The 20,089-nt window shown below is 70.1% G+C and carries 23 protein-coding genes; 7 read left to right on the forward strand and 16 right to left on the reverse strand.

What is annotated here, in order from left to right:
- Positions 1 to 36: 36 nt before the first annotated feature.
- Together GTY58_RS12285 and GTY58_RS12290 are read right to left on the reverse strand one after the other, a co-directional pair.
- Positions 37 to 1,596: a hypothetical protein gene (locus GTY58_RS12285; RefSeq protein ID WP_010983782.1), complete on the reverse strand. Its 1,560-nt coding sequence runs from the start codon at positions 1,594 to 1,596 to the stop codon at positions 37 to 39.
- Between the two features lie 397 nt (positions 1,597 to 1,993).
- Positions 1,994 to 2,662: an SDR family NAD(P)-dependent oxidoreductase gene (locus tag GTY58_RS12290; RefSeq protein WP_010983783.1), complete on the reverse strand. Its 669-nt coding sequence runs from the start codon at positions 2,660 to 2,662 to the stop codon at positions 1,994 to 1,996.
- Positions 2,663 to 2,783: 121 nt separating this feature from the next.
- Between GTY58_RS12290 and GTY58_RS12295 the strand changes: the two genes are divergently transcribed.
- On the forward strand, positions 2,784 to 2,966 hold the full coding sequence (locus GTY58_RS12295; protein ID WP_037652210.1) for a hypothetical protein: 183 nt from the start codon (positions 2,784 to 2,786) through the stop codon (positions 2,964 to 2,966).
- 104 nt (positions 2,967 to 3,070) lie between these two features.
- A complete protein-coding gene (locus GTY58_RS12300) occupies positions 3,071 to 3,724 on the forward strand; it encodes a hypothetical protein (protein WP_010983784.1) in 654 nt (217 codons plus the stop codon).
- Between the two features lie 58 nt (positions 3,725 to 3,782).
- On the opposite strand, the gene GTY58_RS12305 is transcribed toward GTY58_RS12300, so the two are convergent.
- The 12 genes from GTY58_RS12305 to GTY58_RS12360 all read right to left on the reverse strand — a co-directional run bounded on the left by GTY58_RS12305 (position 3,783) and on the right by GTY58_RS12360 (position 10,975).
- A complete protein-coding gene (locus GTY58_RS12305) occupies positions 3,783 to 4,061 on the reverse strand; it encodes a gas vesicle protein K (RefSeq protein ID WP_010983785.1) in 279 nt (92 codons plus the stop codon).
- Positions 4,058 to 4,285: a gas vesicle protein gene (locus tag GTY58_RS12310; protein ID WP_010983786.1), complete on the reverse strand. Its 228-nt coding sequence runs from the start codon at positions 4,283 to 4,285 to the stop codon at positions 4,058 to 4,060. Before GTY58_RS12310 ends, GTY58_RS12305 begins: the two co-directional genes overlap by 4 nt.
- A gap of 3 nt (positions 4,286 to 4,288) precedes the next feature.
- Complete coding sequence (locus GTY58_RS12315; protein ID WP_010983787.1) at positions 4,289 to 5,104, reverse strand: GvpL/GvpF family gas vesicle protein; 816 nt, start codon at positions 5,102 to 5,104, stop codon at positions 4,289 to 4,291.
- Complete coding sequence (locus GTY58_RS12320) at positions 5,101 to 5,460, reverse strand: gas vesicle protein (protein ID WP_010983788.1); 360 nt, start codon at positions 5,458 to 5,460, stop codon at positions 5,101 to 5,103. Before GTY58_RS12320 ends, GTY58_RS12315 begins: the two co-directional genes overlap by 4 nt.
- Positions 5,453 to 6,583: an SRPBCC family protein gene (locus GTY58_RS12325; protein ID WP_010983789.1), complete on the reverse strand. Its 1,131-nt coding sequence runs from the start codon at positions 6,581 to 6,583 to the stop codon at positions 5,453 to 5,455. Before GTY58_RS12325 ends, GTY58_RS12320 begins: the two co-directional genes overlap by 8 nt.
- A 6-nt stretch (positions 6,584 to 6,589) precedes the next feature.
- Positions 6,590 to 7,720, reverse strand: coding sequence for a histone H1-like repetitive region-containing protein (locus tag GTY58_RS12330; protein ID WP_010983790.1), 1,131 nt, complete (start codon positions 7,718 to 7,720; stop codon positions 6,590 to 6,592).
- Positions 7,721 to 7,726: 6 nt separating this feature from the next.
- The gene (locus tag GTY58_RS12335; RefSeq protein WP_010983791.1) at positions 7,727 to 7,981 is read right to left on the reverse strand and encodes a gas vesicle protein GvpG; all 255 of its coding nucleotides are present in this window, start codon (positions 7,979 to 7,981) and stop codon (positions 7,727 to 7,729) included.
- Position 7,982: 1 nt separating this feature from the next.
- Complete coding sequence (locus tag GTY58_RS12340; protein ID WP_010983792.1) at positions 7,983 to 8,732, reverse strand: GvpL/GvpF family gas vesicle protein; 750 nt, start codon at positions 8,730 to 8,732, stop codon at positions 7,983 to 7,985.
- 3 nt (positions 8,733 to 8,735) lie between these two features.
- Entirely contained in the window at positions 8,736 to 9,206 is a 471-nt protein-coding gene (locus GTY58_RS12345; protein ID WP_010983793.1) for a gas vesicle structural protein GvpA, read from the reverse strand.
- A gap of 33 nt (positions 9,207 to 9,239) precedes the next feature.
- Positions 9,240 to 9,560 (reverse strand): gas vesicle protein, encoded by a 321-nt coding sequence (locus GTY58_RS12350; RefSeq protein ID WP_010983794.1) that lies wholly within the window; start codon positions 9,558 to 9,560, stop codon positions 9,240 to 9,242.
- 312 nt (positions 9,561 to 9,872) lie between these two features.
- On the reverse strand, positions 9,873 to 10,028 hold the full coding sequence (locus GTY58_RS12355; protein ID WP_137865257.1) for a DUF6131 family protein: 156 nt from the start codon (positions 10,026 to 10,028) through the stop codon (positions 9,873 to 9,875).
- 125 nt (positions 10,029 to 10,153) lie between these two features.
- Positions 10,154 to 10,975 carry an SDR family oxidoreductase gene (locus GTY58_RS12360; protein WP_010983796.1) on the reverse strand — a complete coding sequence of 274 codons (822 nt, stop codon included), beginning with the start codon at positions 10,973 to 10,975 and terminating at the stop codon, positions 10,154 to 10,156.
- 244 nt (positions 10,976 to 11,219) lie between these two features.
- Between GTY58_RS12360 and GTY58_RS40620 the strand changes: the two genes are divergently transcribed.
- From GTY58_RS40620 to GTY58_RS12385, 5 genes are read left to right on the forward strand one after another with little or no spacing between them, the layout of a single operon-like run.
- On the forward strand, positions 11,220 to 11,729 hold the full coding sequence (locus GTY58_RS40620) for an SIS domain-containing protein (RefSeq protein WP_048894411.1): 510 nt from the start codon (positions 11,220 to 11,222) through the stop codon (positions 11,727 to 11,729).
- On the forward strand, positions 11,726 to 12,706 hold the full coding sequence (locus GTY58_RS12370) for a GNAT family N-acetyltransferase (RefSeq protein WP_010983798.1): 981 nt from the start codon (positions 11,726 to 11,728) through the stop codon (positions 12,704 to 12,706). Before GTY58_RS40620 ends, GTY58_RS12370 begins: the two co-directional genes overlap by 4 nt.
- The gene (locus tag GTY58_RS12375; RefSeq protein WP_010983799.1) at positions 12,703 to 14,052 is read left to right on the forward strand and encodes an ABC transporter substrate-binding protein; all 1,350 of its coding nucleotides are present in this window, start codon (positions 12,703 to 12,705) and stop codon (positions 14,050 to 14,052) included. Before GTY58_RS12370 ends, GTY58_RS12375 begins: the two co-directional genes overlap by 4 nt.
- Positions 14,046 to 15,011, forward strand: a complete 966-nt coding sequence (locus GTY58_RS12380) for a sugar ABC transporter permease (RefSeq protein ID WP_037652881.1) — start codon at positions 14,046 to 14,048, stop codon at positions 15,009 to 15,011. Before GTY58_RS12375 ends, GTY58_RS12380 begins: the two co-directional genes overlap by 7 nt.
- The gene (locus GTY58_RS12385) at positions 15,008 to 15,877 is read left to right on the forward strand and encodes a carbohydrate ABC transporter permease (protein ID WP_037652880.1); all 870 of its coding nucleotides are present in this window, start codon (positions 15,008 to 15,010) and stop codon (positions 15,875 to 15,877) included. The genes GTY58_RS12380 and GTY58_RS12385 overlap by 4 nt, the downstream gene beginning before the upstream one ends.
- A gap of 231 nt (positions 15,878 to 16,108) precedes the next feature.
- Here the strand turns inward: GTY58_RS12385 and GTY58_RS12390 are convergent, their stop codons facing one another.
- Entirely contained in the window at positions 16,109 to 18,025 is a 1,917-nt protein-coding gene (locus GTY58_RS12390) for an ABC transporter ATP-binding protein (RefSeq protein WP_010983802.1), read from the reverse strand.
- Entirely contained in the window at positions 18,022 to 19,815 is a 1,794-nt protein-coding gene (locus GTY58_RS12395; protein WP_010983803.1) for an ABC transporter transmembrane domain-containing protein, read from the reverse strand. Before GTY58_RS12395 ends, GTY58_RS12390 begins: the two co-directional genes overlap by 4 nt.
- Positions 19,816 to 20,089 lie beyond the last annotated feature (274 nt).

Raw genomic sequence — 20,089 nt, forward strand, 5'->3', positions numbered from 1 at the left:
GCCCGCCCGGCCTGCCCGACCGCCTCGGCATACGCGTCATCCGCGTCCGCCCTCCCCCGCCGCCGGTGCCACGTGGATGCGTACGGCGCCGTACCGGTGGGAGGGCCAGTCGCGGGCGTAGGCCGGTGGCGAGCCGTTCGCCGGGGCGAGCGCGGCGACCGGGATCCGCGTGGCGGTCCGCAGGATGCCCGCCCGGGTGGCGTTGGCGTTGTGGCCGCTGGTCTGGGCGGAGGAGCAGCCCGTGTAGAAGGCGATCGGGATGGCCTCGCTGCCGGTCAGCAGGCACGGTGGCCGTACGCCGAGACGGTGCAGTTCGCCGGCGGTGCGGGCCCAGCCGCGGTGGGCGGCGGTGGTGCGGTCGACCGCCTTCTCGAGCACCGCGTACTGCACCGCCAGATGCCCGGCGAGGACGAGCGTCACCAGCGCCACGGCCACCGGCCGCCACGCGCGGCGCGGCACGCTGACCAGGTGGACGAGCGCGTCGGCGACCGGGATCGCGAGCAGCGCGTAGGCGGGCAGCAGAAAGCGGGGCGCGGCGTACCCGATCAGGAACAGGTACGGGACGGCGGCCGTCGTCGCGCAGGCCAGCGGGACCAGGGTGGCCGCCGTGCGCCGGGCCCGGACCGCGACGGCCAGTCCGAGGGCGGCGAGCAGCGGCAACACGAACCACCACGCCATCACGGCGACGCCCGGCATCGCCCCGGTGCACGGACGGCACAGGGCCCGCCCGCCGAGGCTGCGCAGCTGGTCGCCGACGGCGATGTTCCAGCCGAGGCCGCCCTGGATGTGGGAGGCGTCGGACAGCCGCTGCCCCAGTCCGCCGTAACTGGCATACGCCTCGACGACCCACTCGCCGGCCCCGGCCACCAGCCCGACCGCCAGAGCCGTCAGCAGCGCGGGGCGCCGCCGGCCCCGTACACACGCCAGGAGGGCGAGCAGCGGCAGGGCCGTCCAGATCGCGTCGGTGGGCCGCATCCACGCCATGAGCGCCGCGCCGGCTCCGACTCCACCGAGGGCCGCCCGGTCATAGCGGTCCGCCGGCGCGTAGCGGTCCGCCCGGCCGTAGCGGTCCGCCCGGCCATAGCGGTCCGCCCGCACGCGCAGGAAGCAGCCGACGCAGATCAGCGCGCCGATCGCCACCCAGTAGTTGGGCATCGCCTGCGGGCCGTAGAACACCGTCACCCACAGGCTCGCGAAGAGCGCGCCCGCCAGGGCGAGCACCCGCGCCGGGAACAGGCCGCGCCAGACGCGCAGCGCCAGGTACAGGCCCAGTCCGGACAGCAGCGCGAGATAGACCCGCAGCAGCGGCGTCGACGACGACCACGAGGTGATCGGTGCGACCAGCAGGGAGACGCCACGGGCGCGCGGCGCGCTGAAGAACGCGGGCGGGGCCTGCGCGCTGATCTGGCTGACGTACACGGTCTCGTCCCAGCCGAGCCCCATCCCGGGTCGTACGAGGGCGAGTTGGGCCAGGGTGAAGAGGGCCGCCAGCGCCGCGAGCGCCAGTTCCCCCCGCCCCCGCCACGAGGTGCCGACGACCGCCGGTGGCCCGGGGCGGCGACCGCCGACGAGCGTGACGTTCGAGCTGTTGGCCATCGTCCACCCCTCACCTCCTACGAGTTGCCGGATTCCCCTGACCCTGCGAGCCGTAGGGCTACGCCCAGAAACCGCAACAAAAGCGAAGATCAGGAAAAACATGGACAAGTTACCGCGCTCCACCCAGGGGTGCAGCGCGGAGGTCGAGGAGGTTCGGCCGCCCGGCGGCCTGTTCCCCACCCCTGGCGTACGTCCCGCCGGGGCCATCGACCGCCCGCGTTACGACGGACGGCGGATCCGGGATCTCCGCCTCACCCCGGACACCGAATCCGGCGGCACCGACGACGGCGCCTGCGACGGGCCTCCGTGTCCGGGGCGGCGCTCCGCGCCCCTACGCGCCGCAAGGTGGCGGACATGGCTGACCGCGCCCCGTGACCCTCCGGAGACGCGGGGTCCGTCAGGCGGCGTCGAGGTCGTCGGCGAAGTGGCGGTACCCGTGGCGGTCCTGGTGCAGGCCCCACAGGATGTCCGCCAGCACGGCCGGGTCCTTCCGCCGGTGCCCCGGAATGATCGCGCCGGGGATGATCAGCTGCGCGACGTGGATGCCGTCGCCCGCGAGCGTGTCGTGCAGCAAGTGGCCGTACGCGCTCTCCGCGGCGAAGGCGACCGAGGTGCCGGCCCGGTCGGGATGGGGGACGACCGCCGTGCCGCCGTTGACGAAGAGGACGGTGCCGCGGCCGAGGGCGCGCATCCCGGGCACCGCCTGCTGCACGGCGGCGACGGGCCCGTAGAGGGAGAACTCGATCGGGCCGACGAGATCGGCGGGCGTGGTCTCCAGCACCGGCCGCATGAACTCCCGCTGCGGGACCGGACTGTACTGCAGGACCTCGATCGGGCCGAGGGTCGCGGTCGCCGCGTCCAGGGCGGCGGTCAAGGCCTTCGGGTCGCGCACGTCGGCGGCGAAGCCCCGCGCCGTCACCCCCTCCTCGGCCAGCTCCGCGGCCAGGGCGTCGACCCGGCCCCGGTCGCGCGAGACGAGCGCGACGTCGAAGCCCTCACGGCCGAACCGCCGCGCGACCGCAGCACCGAGACCGGGACCCGCTCCGACGATGGCAATGGTGGTCATGGCTTCTCCTTGGACGTTCAGGCCAGTACCCCGGCGGCCAGGGCGACCTCGACCTCCGCGCTCGACCTCCGCGCCGCCGCCTTGCTCGCCGCAGAAGTCCCGCATCTCCTGGATCTCACAGATGCCGCCGCTCAGCGAACCGGCGGACGACCTCGGTCAGCGGCAGCGGCCGGGGCCGCCGCGCGACCACGGCTGGAACCACCCCCTGACCGGCCCTTCGGTACCGCTTACCTGGTCGGTACCGCTGACCTGGCCGCCGCCCCCGCCGGTGGGCGTCTTCCGGATGCGGCGGTGGGGCCGCTGACGGATGGTGGATGACGTCTGCCCCATCGCGGTGGCGCTCCTCGGTCACCGCGCGCACGACGGGCCGGCCGAGGCGCGCCACAGACAGGGAAAGGGAGCTATGCCATGAGCGTTGGTCTGCCCCGAAGGAAGAGACCGGTCCGATGCCGTTCGGCCACGGTCACCCTTGCCGGACTCGTCGTGGCAGCGGCGATGGGCACCGCATCGCTCGTGTCGTGCGGTACGGACGGCGGCGGCAGCGGCAGCAACAACGCGTCGTTCAGCCCGACCCCCACCGCCCCCGACACCGCGTCGTTCTCCGGCACCCCGCCGTCCGCCCTCTCCTCGCTCGGCGCGTCCGTCAAGGAATCCGCCCGGGCGGCGGCCTCGGCAGCGGCCTCGTCCGCCTCGGCCGCCGCTTCGGCCTTCGAAGCCTCGGTCTCGGCCGACGTGGCGCGGGCCAACGCGGCCGCCGAGCAGCGGCTCAAGAACGCCAAGGGCCAGGGCAACGCGATGTCCGACGTCGCGCTCACCGGCAAGCCGCGCTCCGAGACGGGTGGCGTGCTCGCCCTCGTCGTGAACATCACCAACAGGACGGACAAGACCGCCTCGTACGCCGTCCAGGTCGACTTCCGCGATCCCGACGGAAAGGTCGTCGAGACCCGCTTCGTCGGCGCGGAGAAACTCAAGCCGGGTGAGCGGGCACAGCCCCTCGCCATCAGCCGGAAGCCTCCCGAGCCTCGGCTGACCGCCGAGATCGCGAGGGCACAACGCTACTGAGCGCAGGGCACGACGTCATTGCTGAACCGAGCGGCAGGCACGGGGCGCACCCGCACCTTCAGCGTTTCGGCAGGAGGGTTCCGAGCGGTCCGAGGTCGAGGTTGAGGTCCTCCGGACGCACCCCGTGCTGCTCGCAGAGTTCCGTCATCCGCTGGTCGAGCAGCATGAGTGTGGTCCCGATCTCGTCGACCTGCTCATCGCTGAGATCGCCCTGGTCGATACGGCGAATCGCCTGGCGCTCCATCAACTGTCTGAGGAGTTCGACCACCGTCAGGACGAGGGCGACGAGGTCGCGTCCCATCTGGTCGGAGTCCAGGTCGAGCCGGGAACCGGTCACAGCGGGCCTCCGTCCGCCCAGGGCGCCGGAACGCGTTCGCTGACGGACGACAGCAGGGCGTGCAGCGACAACCGCACGAGTGGCACGTCGGCAATGGCGATGACCAGGTCACCGCTGATCACCACGCCGGTCGCCAGGACGCGGTCCAAGAGGTCGACGAGCGGCACCCCGATGGGGCCGCTCAGGGGCTCGGGGCTGTCCCAGGGCACCACGTCGCGTGTCACGGCCTACACCTCCCCGACGAATGAATAGGGCACCCACGGCCCCGACAGCTCGATGTCCGCCCCGGTCCGTTTCCGGAGCGTCCGCGCCAGGAGAGCGAACTCGTCGGCGCGGTGTTCTGCCACCAGGTAGGTGGCGTTGAGGATCTGGACCCGCCGGTCCCCGGCGGCCTGGGGCCCGTGCGGTCGCAGCCTGCGGGACGCGGTGGCGAGGCCACGGACCTCGGCGTCCACCGCTTCCGCGGTCCGTAGCGCCTCGTCCTGACGCCGCTCACGGCGCTCTTGCAGGCCCCGCTTGCGGTCCAGGTAGGCGAGGCCGGCGCCGGGCGCGGGGCGCGAGCGGTCAGCCGGAGTCGTACGGCGGTTCGGAGTCCGGTCCGTGTCGTTTGGCGGGCAGGCCGGCGCGTACACCTTCACGCCCCACTCGGCGTGGTGCGCGATGCGCCCGAGCGCCGCGTGGAACCGGTCCGCCTCACGGGCCAGGGCCTCCCGCGCCCTTTCCTCACCGTGGTAGAGCGTGGCCATCGGCAGGGGAACCGTGGGGCAGCAGGCGGCGGCCGCGGCGACGACTTCGTGGTGGGCGCGCGCGTATCGCTCCAGTTCCCGCTGGTCGGACAGGCGTGCCTGCCAGGCTTCGTCGGTGAAGTCACCCGCTCGGACGGGCTGGACGATCGCCGTCAGGGTCCCGAGCGGCAGTGTGCCCACAGCCGCCTCGTCGGTGACACCCGGCAGGCCGGCGACGACGGCCGGATCCGGGTTCCGGCAGACAGCGAACACGTAGGTGGCCTTGGCGTCCGAAGGCTCAGGGCCGCGCTCCGTCATGTGCCTCGGTCCTCCTTGGCCGCCGCTGGGGCCGATTCGTCGTCCGTCCGGGATTCGAGCGCCTTCAGACGCTCCCGCAGTTCACGGTTCTCGTCCTGTAACGCGCTACGGGCCGCGCGGGAACTGAGCGCCGGATCGGTTTCCCACCAGTCGATGCCGGCCTTCTTCGCGGTGTCCACGGACGCCACGAACAGACGGAGCCGGATGGTGAGCAGCTCGATGTCGAGGAGGTCGATCTTGATATCACCCGCGATCACGATCCCCTTGTCGAGAACGCGTTCGAGGATGTCGGCAAGGTTGGTGGTCCCCGGGCCGGAGACCGGGTAGGCCCCCTGCCGGAAATCGACGTCAGCCACGGCCTCGCCTCTGCCGTCTCTGCTTCCTCGACGGGGCTACGTCCTCGTCCTCCTCGTCCTCCTCACCCTCCTCGTCCTCCACCGCGTCTTCGTCCTCGTCCTCGTATGCGCCTTCCTCGTCCTCCGCCCCCTCCTCGTCTTCGTCCTCGTACTCGTCCGCCTCCTCCGCGGCGCCTTCGCCCTCGTCCTCGTCCTCGTCCTCGTATTCGTAGTCGGCATCGTCCTCGGCCTCGCCCTCGGCCTCGCCCTCGCCCTCCTCCTCGGGCTCCTCGCCCTCGGATTCCTCCTGCTCAGCGGCCTCTTCTTCTTCCACGGCGTCCTCGTGGGACACGACGACTTCACCGTCACGGATCTCACCGCGCCAGCCTTCGGGCTCTTCCTGAGTGAGGGAGACGTACCGCTGGAAATGCTTGAAGTCCAGTCGCAGGCGGCGCCCTTGGGCCCGCCACAGGTTGCCCGTCTTCTCGAAGAACCCGGACGGGTAGTACTCCACGACCAGGACGATCCGGGTCAGGGTGGGGGCCAGCTCATGGAAGCTGACCGCACCACGGGTGGTGCCCTTGGCTCCCTCTGAGGTCCAGACGATGCGGTCGTCGGGGATCTGTTCCTGGACCGTCGCTTTGTAACTGCGTGAGGAAGGGCCGACCTTGACCTTCCAGTTACTCCCGACCTCATCGGTCTTCGAGACGTCACGAACGCCCTTGGCGAAGCTGCTGAACTTGTCGTACTGCGTCCAGTGGTCGTAGGCGGCGCGCAGAGGCACTCCCACATCGAGAACCTCGATGATGTTCATGACCTTGCCGCCGCTGGCCTTGCGTTTCCCTTTTCCTCCGCCCAGGGCTTCCTTGGCCTTGCCCAGAACGTTGTCCTTGAGGCCCTTGGCCTTCTCGCTGACGAATGCCTTCAGCGGGGAGTCGCCCTGGAGGATGCGGGAGCCGATGGCGGGCAACCCACCACCACCCTCGGCCACATCGGTGAGCTGCCCCGTGACGTCACTCAGTTTGTCGCCCGCCTTTTCGGCGAGTTTCTCCACCTGTGCGCCGAGGAAGTTGGACAGCTCTTCGCGCAGCCGGTCCGCGCCTGACGCTTCCTCTGCGGGCTGGTCTCTCTCCGTCTTGGTCATGGCTGACTACCTCCGACGATCGGCGCGCTTGGACGCTGCTCGCTTCGACGACGTCGTCTTCCTGGCCGCGGACTTCTTGGCCGGAGCGGTTTTCTTCGCCGCGGACTTCTTCGCCGCGGACTTCTTGGCGGGAGCCGTCTTCTTCGCCGCCGCCTTCTTCGCGGCCGTCTTACCAGGCGCGGACTTCTTGGCGGGAGCGGACTTCTTCGCCGCCGCCTTCTTCGCGGCCGTCTTACCAGGCGCGGACTTCTTGGCGGGAGCGGACTTCTTCGCCGCCGCCTTCTTCGCGGCCGTCTTACCAGGCGCGGACTTCTTGGCGGGAGCCGTCTTCTTGGCCGCCGCCTTCTTCGCCGGCGTCTTCTTTGCCGGTGCAGCCTTTCGCGCCGCGGCCTTCTTGGCCGTCCGAGGCTTCTCTTCACCCGCGGGAGCGGCCTTCTCGCGTGCCTCTGGTCCCCGTGCCTTGCGGGACCGAGCCGATTGCCGAGCGCTGCGGGGTCGCCTGGGCCGCGTCTCCTCCGGCTCCGGCTCCTCTTCTTCCTCTTCCTCTTCCTCTTCCTCTTCCTCTTCTTCCTCGCCCTCGGGCTCTTCCTCCTCTTCCTCCTCCTCTTCCTCCTCCTCGTATTCGCCTTCCGGCTGTTCCTCCTCCTCTTCCTCTTCCTCTTCCTCCTCGTACGCGGCCTCCGGCTCTTCCTCTTCCTCTTCCGGCTCTTCCTCTTCCGGCTCCTCCTCTTCCTCCTCTTCTTCCTCCTCGCCCTCCGCGCCTTCCTCGTCCGGCGCGTACTCCTCCTCGCCCTCTTCCTCCTCGCCCTCTTCCTCCTCCCCCTTCTTGCCGAGCCGGGCCGTACGGTCGCTGAGGGCATCGGCCAGCGAGCTCATGCCCCGGTCGGCGGCGGCGGTCACCGCCTTACGACCCGCGTCGAGAACCTCCCCCCTCAACTGCTCCTGCAACTGCGCGAACTGCGGCATCTCGCCCAGCCTGCGCATCCCTTCCGTGGCGAGCTGACGAGGTTCGAGGCCGAATCGTCGGCCCGCCAGATAGGTCGCGATGGACAGAGCCATCCGGCCCTTCTTCGTCCGTCCCAGCACATAGCCGCCCACGACAGCGGCAGCGAGCGTCACCTTGGCCGTGTCATCCATGAGTCGTCACCTTCGATCGTTCCGCGCGGAGCCGACCTGTGCGGCGTGCAGCCGGTCGAGCAGCCGTTCCTCTTCCCGTTCGAACTCCTCCAGGCTGATGTCTCCGTCTTCGAGCTCCTGGTTCAGCACCGCCAGCTGGGCGCGGAGCACCCCCGGGTCGTGCAGCTCGCGCTCGGCTGCCTCGTTGAGCTTCTCCGCCACCCAGATCACCCCGCGGACCGGTGCGACGGGGAACGTGAGCAGGCCGGTGAGCAGTCCCATGTCAGACTCCGGCCGTACGAGCGTGAGGGGCTTCAGCGGAGACGAAGCTGTAACAGGGCAGCGGGCCCGCGAGGCGCAGCTCGACGTGTGTGCGGTGCCGGTCGGCGAATCGTTCCGCCACCCTGTGGAAGTCGTCGCTGTCGCCGCGGCTGACGAGGAACGACACGTTGAGCACGCATCCCTGGACGTCCGGCCCCGGGGCCACCGCACGGGCCAGGGGGGTGAGCTCGCGGAGAATTCGCCGCCCGGCTTCGGCGGCCCTGCTCTGCAGTGCTGTCGTCACGGCTTCGCCCAGTCGGAGGCTGGCTTCGTAACCGGGACGTCGACGCGCTTCGTCCCGCAGCCGCCGGACCTTCTTGTCCTCGGCGACGAGGTCGGCCAGTGCGTTCTGTGCCGGGAGCGCCTTGACGTTGATCTCGACCCCGTCGGAGAGCCGCTCCAGTGCCGCGACGTGGTCCGCCTCGTCGGCTGCCAGCCGGCCGCGCACCGTCTCCTCGTCCGGTGCGACCATCCCGAACCGCATGGGCAGTACCGGGCCCTCGGCCGAAAGGCGCAGCAACAGTTCCTGGTGAGCCAGCAGATCGCGCCGTCTGGCGCGCAGTTTCGGGGGAGCCTCACTGACGACGGCGGCGAGGCGCCCCTGCCGGATCGTCCGCAGCGGGGCAGCCGGGCTGCCCACGCCTCCGGCGCCCGTAGGCAGCGGTCTTCCCGCCCGGACGATCGCGTAGACGTACACACCTTCGGCTGTCACGACTCATGCCTCCACGGGTCGTCGTCGGCTCGCGCCGCTGCGGGCAGGAGCGCGCCGCTTCCTCGGCCGTTCCTCCTGCTGCTCTTCCTCGTCCTCGTCGGGCTCTTCGTCCTCGTCACGGCCGCCCCCGACCGCCTTGCGCACGGTGTCACCCACGGACTCCGCGGCCTTGCGGACCTTGCGCTTGCCCATGGACTTGACGGCACCTCCCCCGATCAGCTCCGGAACGGTGGTGCTCCCGGAGTCACGCTCCAGGTCGAGCCGGTTGCACGCTTCCGCGAAGCGCAGGTAGGTGTCCACACTCGCCACGACGATGCGCGCGTCTATCTTGAGGATCTCGATGCCGACCAGGGAGACCCGGACGAACACATCGATCACCATGCCCCGATCGAGGATGAGTTCCAGCACGTCGTACAACGTGCCGGCGCGCGGCGGACACGCCACTACCTCGTCGGAGTAGGTGGTCGGGGGCATGGGGCGTCCTTCCGGTTGTCGGGCAAACCTGGATCACTCGTCGGCGGACCCCCGCCGATAGCGGCGGACCCTGCGGTACTCCATGAGTTCGCCGTCCTGATCGAGCTGCACCTCGTACGAGGCGAGAAGGCTCGTTGTGTCCGGAATCCGGGCCAGCTCAAGGACGTCCACGACGACGCACCAGCCGTCGTCGGCACGCCTCACCGCCGAGACGCCCTCCGTGGGATGGCCGATCAGCCCCTCCAGGCTCCGGCTGGCAGCACGGGCGGCGCCTTCCGCTCCACGCACGGACGGCGTGCGGCGAGCGGCATTCGTCGAGGATTTCCCGGCGCGCGGCCGACGCTCTTCTGCCATGAATTCAAGTCTGATCGCTATCGGGCGCCGCGCACCTTGGGCGAGCCAGTCGGGCGCACGTGCCGGGGACGCACGCTGCCGACGGGTGCGTGCGGGCCGCTCCAGGGCTGCGGGCGCGGCGCCCGCAGCCCACGCCCGGCAGGGTCGAGGACGCACCGGTGCCACGTGACGTGACAGGTGATACGCACGAGGCGGCGCGCTACCTGGCAGCCAGGCGGCACCGTGCACGGCCAGACCGAACAGACCCAGACCGAACAGACAGTGCTGGACGCGCCGACGGCCGCGTGCGCCGGGAGCCGGAGAAGGGTGCCTCTACCAGTAGTGACGCCTGCCGCCCACCGCATGCCCGACGGCGCCCAGAATCCAGAGAATGAGGCCGATCACGACGAGCACGACACCGATGGTCCACAGGATCGATATGCCCGTCAGCAGGCCGATGACCAGAAGAATGACGCCCAGGACGATCATGGCGCCCTCCGATCTCGTAGGCTTTTTTTCAGTATGCGCCCGACGCATCCGCAAGGCGACGCAGAGCATCGGCGCCCCAGGGAGAGCCCCGCCCCGACGACGCGACGGTCCTCCTCCCGGGAAGGTCAGAGTTCCGCGTCGCCGCGTGGTGCGACATGGAAGTCGAACGCGAGGGTCCCCGGATCAAGGGCCGTCGCCCCACCGTCAAGGGTGAGCACTGAGCCATTGACGTACGAGGCCGCCGGGGAGAGCAGCCAGCTGATCGCCTCCGCGATTTCACGCGGTTCGCCCGGCCGGCCCAGGGGCAGGAACCTGGTCGCCTCCTCGTAGGCGGACTCCACACTGCCGTCCTTCAGGTCCGCTTCCTCGGCGAAGCGCGCCATGCGCCGGTCGGCCATCTCGCTGCGCACCCAGCTGGGACACACGATGTTGGCACGCACTCCCTGCCGCCCGTAGTCGACGGCGACGGAACGGCAGAGTTGCAGCAGGGCTGCCTTGGACGTGGCGTACGGGACGTTGCTCGCGCCGTTGCGCAGCGCGGACACCGAGGCAACCGCGACCACCGCCCCTTTCGTGTCCAGCAAGTGTGGGATCGCCGCGCGCAGGAGCAGCAGCGGACCGGTGACGTTGGTGCGCATCACGTCGTGCCAGTCCTCCAACGACACGTCCCCGACAGCTCCGCCGCGCCCGATGCCCGCGTTGAGCACGAGCCCGTCGAGTCGCCCATAGGCGGCCAGGGCCGTGCGGACGAGACCGTCGGCAGCATCGGGATCACCCACGTCGGACGGACAGGCCAGTGCCCCGGTCTCCCGTTCGAGCCGCCGCAGCGGTTCGGCCCGCCGCCCGGAGATGACCACGTGGTGCCCACCCTCACGCAGCAGCCGGGCGGTGGCTTCCCCAATGCCCGTACCTCCACCGGTCACGATCACAACTCGCTTCTCTGCCACTGCGGTTCAGGCTCCTGCTCCGGGTTCGGGAAATGCGTCCGATCCTACGTCGGGGCTGTGACACCGAACCTCGAGCACATGAGCCGGTACGCGGTGTGCGAGATGGCCGGCCGGGGCTTGGCCGGTGCGCTTTCCTCGGCCGCCCTCGGCACGAACTATGGGTGAATCATTGCGTAATTCCAGGACATTCAACTAAATTTCCGACAGCCGCTTCGAGATGTCGTCGGCAGACGGGGGGCAAAGGATGAGCACGGACGACCGCGTCGCGGTGACACCCGGGATCGCACGACCGCACGCGTCGCCCGGACTTGCCGGGCCCGACCGGCTCGGACTGGTGACCGACCGCACCGGCGCCCTCCCCGACCTGCGCCCGGCCGCGCCCAGGCTGGTCGGCGACAGCGACAGCGACGTGTACGACGTCTGCGTCGGGGTGTCCCACTCGGGAACCACGCCCGAGACCGTCAGGGCCCTCGGCCCGGCCCACCGCCCCCGCCGCGCGATAACCGCTGCCCTCACCGACGCCGCGCCCTGCCCCGTCGCCGACGCCGACGCCGCGGACGCCGCCCTCGGCACGGTGGTACGCGAAACGGGACTGCGCCAGGGCGCGATTTCCGTCCGCATCGCCCAACTCGCCATCGTGGACCGCGTCCTGATCGCCGTGACGCGGCGCACCCCGCACCAGGCCGAGGCAGCGCCGCGGGCCACGTTCGACACCGTCCATGACCTGCGTTTGGAAGGACAACCCCGTCGATGACCGATCGCACGACGACATCCCGGGCCGGGATTCGCGGCTTTCGCGCGGGCGACGGCCCGCAGTTGGTGGAGGTATGGCGCCGGAGTGCGCCTGCCGACTCCATCACCCCGGACCGCTTCCGCTCCCTGGTGCTGCTCGACGCCAATTTCGATCCGGAGGGGCTTCGGGTCGCCGTCGACGGCGACCGTGTCGTCGGCGCGGCCTACGCGGTGCGCCGTCTGACGCCGATGACCGGCACCGACCTGGAGCCGGAGCAGGGCTGGATCCCGTTCTTCTTCGTCGACCCGGCCGCCCGCGGGCACGGCCTCGGCCGCCGGCTGCTGACCGACGCCCTCGACTGGCTGCACCGCCACGGCCGCACCCGGGTGGACTTCTCCTCATACACCCCGAACTACGTCCTCCCCGGCCTGGACGCCGAGGCGTACCCGGAAGCCGCCGGGCTCCTTGAGTCCCTGGGCTTTCGCACTCTGTACGAGGCGGCGGCCATGCACCGCGGCCTGGTCGGCTATCGCGTCCCGGAGGACGTCGCGCGCCGCTCGGACGAACTGACAGCGCGGGGCTACCGGTTCGCCACCCCGTGCGACGACGACCTGGTGGACCTGATCGCGCTCGCCGGGAACCACTTCGGCCCGGACTGGGCGTGCACGATCCGGCAGTGTCTGGCCGCGGGCACACCGCTCGACCGGATCGTCGTCGCCCGGGACCCAACGGGTCGCCTGGTCGGCTGGGCGATGCACGGCACGTTCGATGCCGTGGACGAGCGGTTCGGGCCGTTCGGCGTGCTGGAGGAGATGCGCGGCACCGGACTCGGCAAGGTCCTGCTCCACCTGGTCCTGGAGCGGATGCGGGCGCGCCGCGCGCACTCCGCGTGGTTCCTGTGGACCGGCGAACAGTCCCCGGCGGGCCACCTGTACCGCAGGAGCGGTTTCACCACGACCCGGGTGTTCCGCGTGCTGCGCCGGGAGGCCGCCGGATGACGCCGTCACACCGCACCGGCGGCCTGAGCCGCCGTCACTTCGCGCTGGCGCTCCCCTCGGCGCTGCTCGCCTCCGGAGCTTTTGGATGCGCCGCGCCGCACCAGGGCACCGGGCGGCCCGGGGACCCGATCGTCCTCACCCTGCTCTCCCACTACGCGAGCGGGGAGCTCAAGAAGGCCCTGCGGGGCCCGGTCGACGAGTGGAACGCCACGCACGACCGGGTCAAGGTGCGGACGAAGGCCGTCGAGTTCACGGACCTGCTGACCACGTTCATGGTCCGGCAGGCCGCGGGCCAGGGCGCCGACATCATCCACCCGTACTGCCTGTGGAACGGCCAGCTCGTCCGGGCCGGCGTCCTGCGGCCCGCTCCGTCCGAGCACGCCGAGGAGATCACGCGCGGCTACGGCACGGCCGCGGTCGGCGCCTCGTCGGTGGGAGGCGAGGTGTACGGCTACCCCACCGAGGTGCAGACGTACGCCCTCTACTACAACAAGCGGCTGCTGCGCGAGGCCGGCATCTCCGGCCCTCCGCGCACCTGGCGGGAGCTGGAGGAGACGGCCTACCGCACCGCCGCGCGGGACCGGTACGGCAACACACTGGTCCAGGGGTTCGGGCTTTCGACCTACGACGACTCCACCACCGTCGGCCAGACCCTCGCACTGCTCAACGCCGCCGGCGGAAGGTTCGTCTCCGCGGACGGCAGGAGCACCGCCATCGACTCACCGGCCGGCCGGGCCGTGCTCGATCTGGAGCACCGCCTCGTCGTCAAAGGCGCGAGCGCCCCCGGCGTCAACGTCTACAAGGCGTTCCAGTCCGGGCAGGTGGCCATGGTGGTCAGCGCCGGCTGGTGGACCGCGAGCCTGAAGGCCCAGATGGGCAAGGACTACCGCGATGTCGGCGTCGCGCCCGTGCCCGTCCCCGAGGCGGACGACAAGCGCGCCACGCTCTCCACCGGCTTCATGCTGGGAGTCAACACGGCCAGTGACCACCCGCGCGAGGCCTGGGAGTTCCTGCGCTGGCTGAACACCGAGAAGGTGAGCGCGAAGAGCGCCGAGAAGGGCGCGACAGCGACCCGGATGAGCTCCCTACAGGTGTCGGTCGGCTCCCTGACCGGCCGCGCCGACGACATGCGGACGCTCCTGAGCGAAGGCGGCGATCCGAACCTGCGCCCGTTCCTGGACGCGCTGGCGTACGCGGTGCCGGAGCCGAACGTGCCGGGCGCGCAGCAGGCCAAGTCGCTGCTGCGCAAGAACATCGAGGCGTTGTGGACCGGTCAGCAGTCGGTCGACGAGGCGCTGCGCACCATCCGCCGTCAGGTCGATCAGGAGGTGTCGCGCTCATGGTGAACACGTTGACCCCGGAGACGACTGAGCGGGCGCACGGCCCGCGGTCCGCCGGGCCCGCCGTCAACGGCCGCGCCCAGACCCGGCGCCGGCGCCACCAGGCCGTCGTCGCCTATCTCTTCCTGGCCCCGGCGTTGCTGTTCTTCGCGGTCTTCCTGATCCTGCCGCTCGGCTTCGCGCTGCTGCTGTCGACGTCCCGCTGGGCCGGGTTCGACCTCGGCGACATCGATCCGGTCGGCCTGGACAACTTCACCGGCCTCTTCGCGGACGGATCGACGTTCCTGACGCCGATCCTCACCAATACGCTGCTGTTCGCCCTGGGCACCGTGGCCCTCGCGCTCGCCGGCTCCGTGCTCGTGGCCACCTGCATCGACAACCTGCGGTTCCAGGGACTGTGGCGCACCCTGTACTTCCTGCCGATCGTCACGACCGTCGTCGCCGTCGGCAACGTATGGAAGTACATGTACGAGCCGGGCGGCCTCGTCAACGGCGTCCTCAACGCCCTCGGTCTCGGCTCGGTGGCGTTCCTCCAGGACCCGGACACCGCGCTGCCCTCGGTCGTGGTCGTACAGGCCTGGGCGTCGGTCGGCTCGGCGATCCTCATCCTGACCGCCGGGCTGAAGTCCATCCCCGAGTCGTACTACGAGGCCGCCGCGCTCGACGGCGCCGGGCCCGGCACCGTCTTCTGGAAGATCACACTGCCGCTGCTGCGGCCGTCCCTGCTGTTCGTGTGCATCACCCAGTTCCTCACCGGCCTGCAGTCGTTCGCGCTGATCATCGTGATGACCAAGGGCGGGCCGGGTGACGCGACCAATGTGGCCGCGCTGGAGATGTACCGGCAGGCCTTCTCGTACGGCGACTGGGGCACGGCGAGCGCCGCCGCCTTCGTGCTGTTCGTGGTGGTCCTCGTGGTCACCCTGGTGCAGTTGTGGATCTTCCGGCGCAAGGGGGAGGACGCATGAACCGCCGCCGTTTCCCGTGGTTCTCGTACCTGGTGGTCGTGACCGGCGCCGTGCTCACGGTGGTGCCGTTCCTCGACATGGTGATGACGTCCTTCAAGGGGCCCGGCGAGTCCGGCACGCTGCCGTACCGGTTCCTGCCCGAGGCGTTCGACCTGTCCAACTACCGGGCGGCGGTCGCCCAGCTCGATCTGCCGGTGCTCTTCCGCAACAGCGTCATCGCCACCGCCCTGATCACCGGATCGGTGCTGCTCACGTCGTCACTCGCCGGCTACGCGCTCGCCAAACTCCGCTTCCCCGGCCGGAACTTCATCTTCCGCCTGGTGCTGTCGACGATGATGTTCCCCCCGTTCCTCTTCTTCATCCCGCACTTCCTGATCCTGGTGCACTGGCCGCTGGCGGGCGGCAACGACCTGTTCGGGCGCGGCGGCGCGGGCCTGACCGTCAGCATCGCGGCGCTCGTCGTGCCGTTCCTCGTCAACGGCTTCGGGATCTTCCTGACACGCCAGTTCATGGTGTCGATCCCGGACGAGGTCCTCGAGGCCGCGCGCATCGACGGGGCCGGCGAGTTCGCCGTGTGGTGGCGGATCGTGGTGCCGCAGACCAAGCCGGTCCTGGTGACGCTCGGGCTGCTGACCTTCGTCGACGCCTGGAACGAGTACATCTGGGCGCTGCTCGTGTCGACCGCCAACCCGGACGTGATGACCCTGCCCGTCGGCATCCAGCTCCTCCAGGACTACGTCGACCCGACCCGCACGATGCCCATCGTCATGGCGGGCCTCGCCCTGAGCATCCTGCCGGTCCTGATCCTCTTCCTGCTGCTGCAGAAGCACTACATCCGCGGCGTCATGCTCAGCGGCCTCAAATGAAGAACGAATCCGTGACGGGCGGAAGAACGAGGGCGATCCTCGCCCGCACGCCCGACGAACGCGACCCCACTCGCCGGGCGCGCCCCAGGCTCCGCCAGCGTCAACGACTGGACCTCGCGGCATGAAACGGAAGTGTCGGGACCTGATGGGTCACTTCACATGTCTTCGTGCCCGTAGCCCGGACGCTCGCGTCCCGCTCCGCGGCCGGGAGCGGGACGCGCGAGGTTCCTCTCAGTGGGCCTCGGCGGCCTGATTGGTCCAGACGGCGTACATCTGGGTGTACTTGCCGTCGGCGGCGAGGAGCTGGTCGTGCGCACCGACCTCGACGATGCGGCCCTCGTCGACGACGACGATGCGGTCGGCCTTCATCGCGGTGGAGAGCCGGTGTGCGATCAGGATCGCGGTTCGGCCCTCCAGCAGCACGTCCAGGGCCTGCTCGATCTTGGTCTCGGACTGGAGGTCCAGGTTGGACGTGGCCTCGTCCAGGACCAGCACCCGGGGCTGGGCCAGGAAGGCCCGTGCCAGGGCGACGAGTTGCCGTTCGCCGGAGGACAGCGACTGGCCCCGCTCCTGGACGACGGTGTCGAGGCCGTCGGGCAGCCGCTCGACCACGTCGACCAGGCCGACCACCCGCAGCGCCTCCCGCACCCGGCCGTCGGAGGCGTCCGGGACGGCGAAACGGATGTTGTCCCGGAGCGGCCCGGCGAACAGGAAGGGTTCCTGCGGAACGACGCCGATCTGCCGCCGGAGGGACTCTATCCGCACGTCCCGGAGGTCGCGCCCGTCGATGAGGATCCGGCCGGACGTCGGGTCGTAGAACCGGGTGACCAGTTTCGCGAGGGTGGACTTGCCGGCACCGGTGGGGCCGACGAACGCCACGGTCTCACCGGCCCGGATGTCCAGCGACACCTCGGAGATCACCGGCCGGTCGGGAACATAGCCGAACGTGACGTCTTCGAAGACGATCTCGCCCTCGACCTTCGGCAGGTCGACGGCTCCGGGAGCCTCCTCGACCTCCGCCCGCGTGCTCAGGAGCTCCCTGAGCTTCACGATCGACGACTGCCCCTGCTGGTACGTGTTGTAGAGCTGCACCAGTTGCTGGATGGGCTGGAAGAAGGCGCCCAGGGAGAGCAGGAACGTCACCAGCTCGCCGATGGTCAGCTCCCCGTCGGCGACCATGCCGGCGCCGATGGCCAGCAGAGCGAGCTGCCCAACGACACCGATGACCTGGGTGCTCGGCGTGTAGATCGAGTTGATCCGTCCGGTGCGGACATTGGCGTCGTAGTACGTGCCCGTGACCTGTCGGTGTTGCTCGATGTTGTGCTGCTGCCGGTTGTGCGCCGTTACGATGCGCACTCCCTGCAGGCTCTCGGAGAGATCGGCGATGACGGCGGCGATGGTGTCCCGCACCCGCACGTAGCCCTTGCCGGACGCCCGGTGGAACCACACGGACAGCGCGGTCAGGACGGGCACGACCAGTACGACGGTGATCAGCGCCAGCCGCACGTCGAAGGTGAACAGCACCACCGTGACAACGACCATGGTCAGGCCCTGGACGGCGAGCTGTGCCAGACCGTCCTGCAGCAACGCCTGGAGGTTCTCGATGTCGCTGGTCATCCGGGTCATGATCACGCCGGACTTCTCGCCGGTGTAGAAGTTCAGCGAGAGCCGCTGCAACTGGGTGAAGACCCGTACCCGCAGGTCGTTCATCACCCACGCGGCGATCCGCCCGGTCACCTTGACCCGCGCGGCCTGCGCGGCACCGGTGACCACCAGACTGACCAGGTACGCGATCGCGACCAGCACCAGCGTGCCGGAGTCCTTCGCCGTGATGCCGTCGTCGATGCCGATCTGGGTCAGCTTCGGACCGGCCTGGAGCGTCAGCGCCTCCAGGGCCACGAACACGCCGCCCAGCAGCGCGATCGGCCAGTACGGGCGGATCAGCCGCCGCAGACTCAGCTCGGCGCCGTCGGGATCGGGCCGGCCGTGCTCGAACACGACCTCGGGCTCGGGATGTTCCGGCTCGGTCTTCAGCAACGTGTCGACGCTCGCCTGCATCTCCGGCGGCACTCCGGCGAAGGGCAGACCTGGCGCGGTGGCCCTGCCGCCTCCGTTGAACGCGGCGCCACCTCCCGTGGGAGACGTCATCGGCCCACACTCCCCAGTTCCTCGATGGTCTCGTCCGCCTGCGCCAGCACTTCCGCGTACAGCGGCGTGCTCGCGAGCAGCTCCTTGTGCGTGCCGTCCGCGACGATCCGGCCGCCGTCCAGCAGCACCACGCGGTCGGCCAGGCTGATCGTGGACAGCCGGTGCGCGACGATCAGCGTCGTCCGGCCGGCGAACAGGGACCGCAGCCCGGCGTGGATCTCCTGCTCCACCTGGACGTCGATGGCGCTGGTGGCGTCGTCGAGCACCAGCACCGGCGGATTCAGCAGCAGCGTCCGGGCGATCGCGATGCGCTGCCGCTGCCCGCCGGACAGCGTGTAGCCGCGTTCGCCGATGACGGTGTCGTAGCCCTCGGACAGTTCGGTGATGAACTCGTGGGCCCCGGCCAGCCGGGCCACCCGCTCGATGTCGGTGAAGTCCGCGTCCGGCCGCCCGTAGGCGATGTTGTCGCGGACCGACGCCGAGAACAGGAACGGCTCGTCCAGTACGACGCCGACGGTGTCCCGCAGGCTGCGCAGGGTCAGGTCCCGCACATCGTGCCCGTCCACGCTGACGGAGCCGGCGCGCACGTCGTAGAAACGCGGCAGCAGTCTGGCCGCGGTGGACTTTCCGGTGCCGGTCCGGCCGACCAGCGCCACGGTCTCGCCGGGGCGGAGCTGCAGCGAGAACCCCTTCAGCACGTCGAGGCCGTCGCCGTAGCCGAAGGTGACATCGTCGAACCGGACGTCACCGCGCGGCCCGGTGATCTCCCGCGCGTCGGGGGCGTCCGCGATCTCCGGCTTCTCGTCCAGCACCTCGTACAGCCGCTTGGCCGCGGCCGACGACCGCTGCCCCAGCATGATCAGGTTGCCGATCACCTGGAACGGAACCTGGAGCATCAGGAGATAGGCGTTGAAGGCCAGGATCGCGCCGACGCCCAGCTCGCCGTGAATGACCAGGTATCCGCCGTACAGCAGCACGATCGCCATGCCGACGCGGGGCAGGTTCTGCACCAGGGGCGTCCACCGCGCGCGCAGATCGGCGTCCTTCACGTTCGCCCAGGCGACGCTCGTCGCGGCCTTCTGCAGCGAGGCGAGCTGGCTCCGCTCGGCCGCGAACGACTTGACCACGCGCACGCCGTTGACGTTCTCGTCCACCACGGTCGCGACATCGGCCAGCCGGGCCTGGATCAGCCAGGACACCGGGAACAGGGACCGTTGCATGCGCCGGCTCGCCACGAACATCAGCGGCATCGGCAGCATGGCCAGGATGGCCAGCGGCACGTCGATCGCCAGCATGTACGCGAACGACACCAGCGAGATACCGGACTGCACCAGCAGGTACGGCGCGAACGCCAGATACATCTGCACCGCGCGGATGTCGGAGTTGGCACGGGAGATGAGCTGCCCGCTCTGCATCCGGTCGTAGAACGGGAACGACATGGCGGTCAGGTGCTCGTACACGATGTTGCGCAGGTCGTACTCGATCCTGGCCGCGGCGCGGAAGAGCAGTTGCTTGGACAGGTAGCCGACGACCAGCATGATCACCGACATCCCGACCAGCCACCACATGTAGTGCGACAGCGGCACCCTGTCCGACACGATCGAGTTGTCCACCGCGTCCTGGATCAGCCTCGGCACCTGTACGACCACCAGCATGCTGGCCCCGGACATCACCAGGGCCGCGCTGAACATCCACCGGTGTGCCCGGACCAGCGGCCACGCTCGCCATAACCAGGACCTGCTCGGGTCGGGGTCGATCGCCGCGCTGGGCGGCGGATACGTCTTGTTCACCTGAATTCCCCTCTGTGCATGCCCTCGCGGGCGACCCACTCGGCCTGCTCAAGGCAGCATCAACTGCACGTGGAACAAGGCGTGTTCGACGGTCCACGTGTAAGCCCCACGGATGCAGGATAGCAAAAGAAGGTACGACGTACGCAGTTTGTTTTTTTCGGTGACCCGTGCGAGCCTCGGTCGCCGGGCGGGGGGCCGACGAGCGGACCCCGAGGTCGCGGAACGTGCCCTTCCGGTCCGCTCGCAGACCTGAACGGTCGATGCATGCTCCACC

Source organism: Streptomyces sp. SID5469 (assembly GCF_009862865.1).
Taxonomy (GTDB): domain Bacteria; phylum Actinomycetota; class Actinomycetes; order Streptomycetales; family Streptomycetaceae; genus Streptomyces; species Streptomyces avermitilis.

Excerpts from the sequence above, each read along its gene's own strand:
- GTY58_RS12285 (WP_010983782.1), bottom strand. The coding sequence starts at position 1,596 with ATGGCCAACAGCTCGAACGTCACGCTCGTCGGCGGTCGCCGCCCCGGG.
- GTY58_RS12290 (WP_010983783.1), bottom strand. The coding sequence starts at position 2,662 with ATGACCACCATTGCCATCGTCGGAGCGGGTCCCGGTCTCGGTGCTGCG.
- GTY58_RS12295 (WP_037652210.1), top strand. The coding sequence starts at position 2,784 with ATGCCGCCGCTCAGCGAACCGGCGGACGACCTCGGTCAGCGGCAGCGG.
- GTY58_RS12300 (WP_010983784.1), top strand. The coding sequence starts at position 3,071 with ATGAGCGTTGGTCTGCCCCGAAGGAAGAGACCGGTCCGATGCCGTTCG.
- GTY58_RS12315 (WP_010983787.1), bottom strand. The coding sequence starts at position 5,104 with ATGACGGAGCGCGGCCCTGAGCCTTCGGACGCCAAGGCCACCTACGTG.
- GTY58_RS12325 (WP_010983789.1), bottom strand. The coding sequence starts at position 6,583 with ATGACCAAGACGGAGAGAGACCAGCCCGCAGAGGAAGCGTCAGGCGCG.
- GTY58_RS12330 (WP_010983790.1), bottom strand. The coding sequence starts at position 7,720 with ATGGATGACACGGCCAAGGTGACGCTCGCTGCCGCTGTCGTGGGCGGC.
- GTY58_RS12335 (WP_010983791.1), bottom strand. The coding sequence starts at position 7,981 with ATGGGACTGCTCACCGGCCTGCTCACGTTCCCCGTCGCACCGGTCCGC.
- GTY58_RS12345 (WP_010983793.1), bottom strand. The coding sequence starts at position 9,206 with ATGCCCCCGACCACCTACTCCGACGAGGTAGTGGCGTGTCCGCCGCGC.
- GTY58_RS12350 (WP_010983794.1), bottom strand. The coding sequence starts at position 9,560 with ATGGCAGAAGAGCGTCGGCCGCGCGCCGGGAAATCCTCGACGAATGCC.
- GTY58_RS12355 (WP_137865257.1), bottom strand. The coding sequence starts at position 10,028 with ATGATCGTCCTGGGCGTCATTCTTCTGGTCATCGGCCTGCTGACGGGC.
- GTY58_RS40620 (WP_048894411.1), top strand. The coding sequence starts at position 11,220 with ATGAGCACGGACGACCGCGTCGCGGTGACACCCGGGATCGCACGACCG.
- GTY58_RS12370 (WP_010983798.1), top strand. The coding sequence starts at position 11,726 with ATGACCGATCGCACGACGACATCCCGGGCCGGGATTCGCGGCTTTCGC.
- GTY58_RS12375 (WP_010983799.1), top strand. The coding sequence starts at position 12,703 with ATGACGCCGTCACACCGCACCGGCGGCCTGAGCCGCCGTCACTTCGCG.
- GTY58_RS12380 (WP_037652881.1), top strand. The coding sequence starts at position 14,046 with ATGGTGAACACGTTGACCCCGGAGACGACTGAGCGGGCGCACGGCCCG.
- GTY58_RS12385 (WP_037652880.1), top strand. The coding sequence starts at position 15,008 with ATGAACCGCCGCCGTTTCCCGTGGTTCTCGTACCTGGTGGTCGTGACC.
- GTY58_RS12390 (WP_010983802.1), bottom strand. The coding sequence starts at position 18,025 with ATGACGTCTCCCACGGGAGGTGGCGCCGCGTTCAACGGAGGCGGCAGG.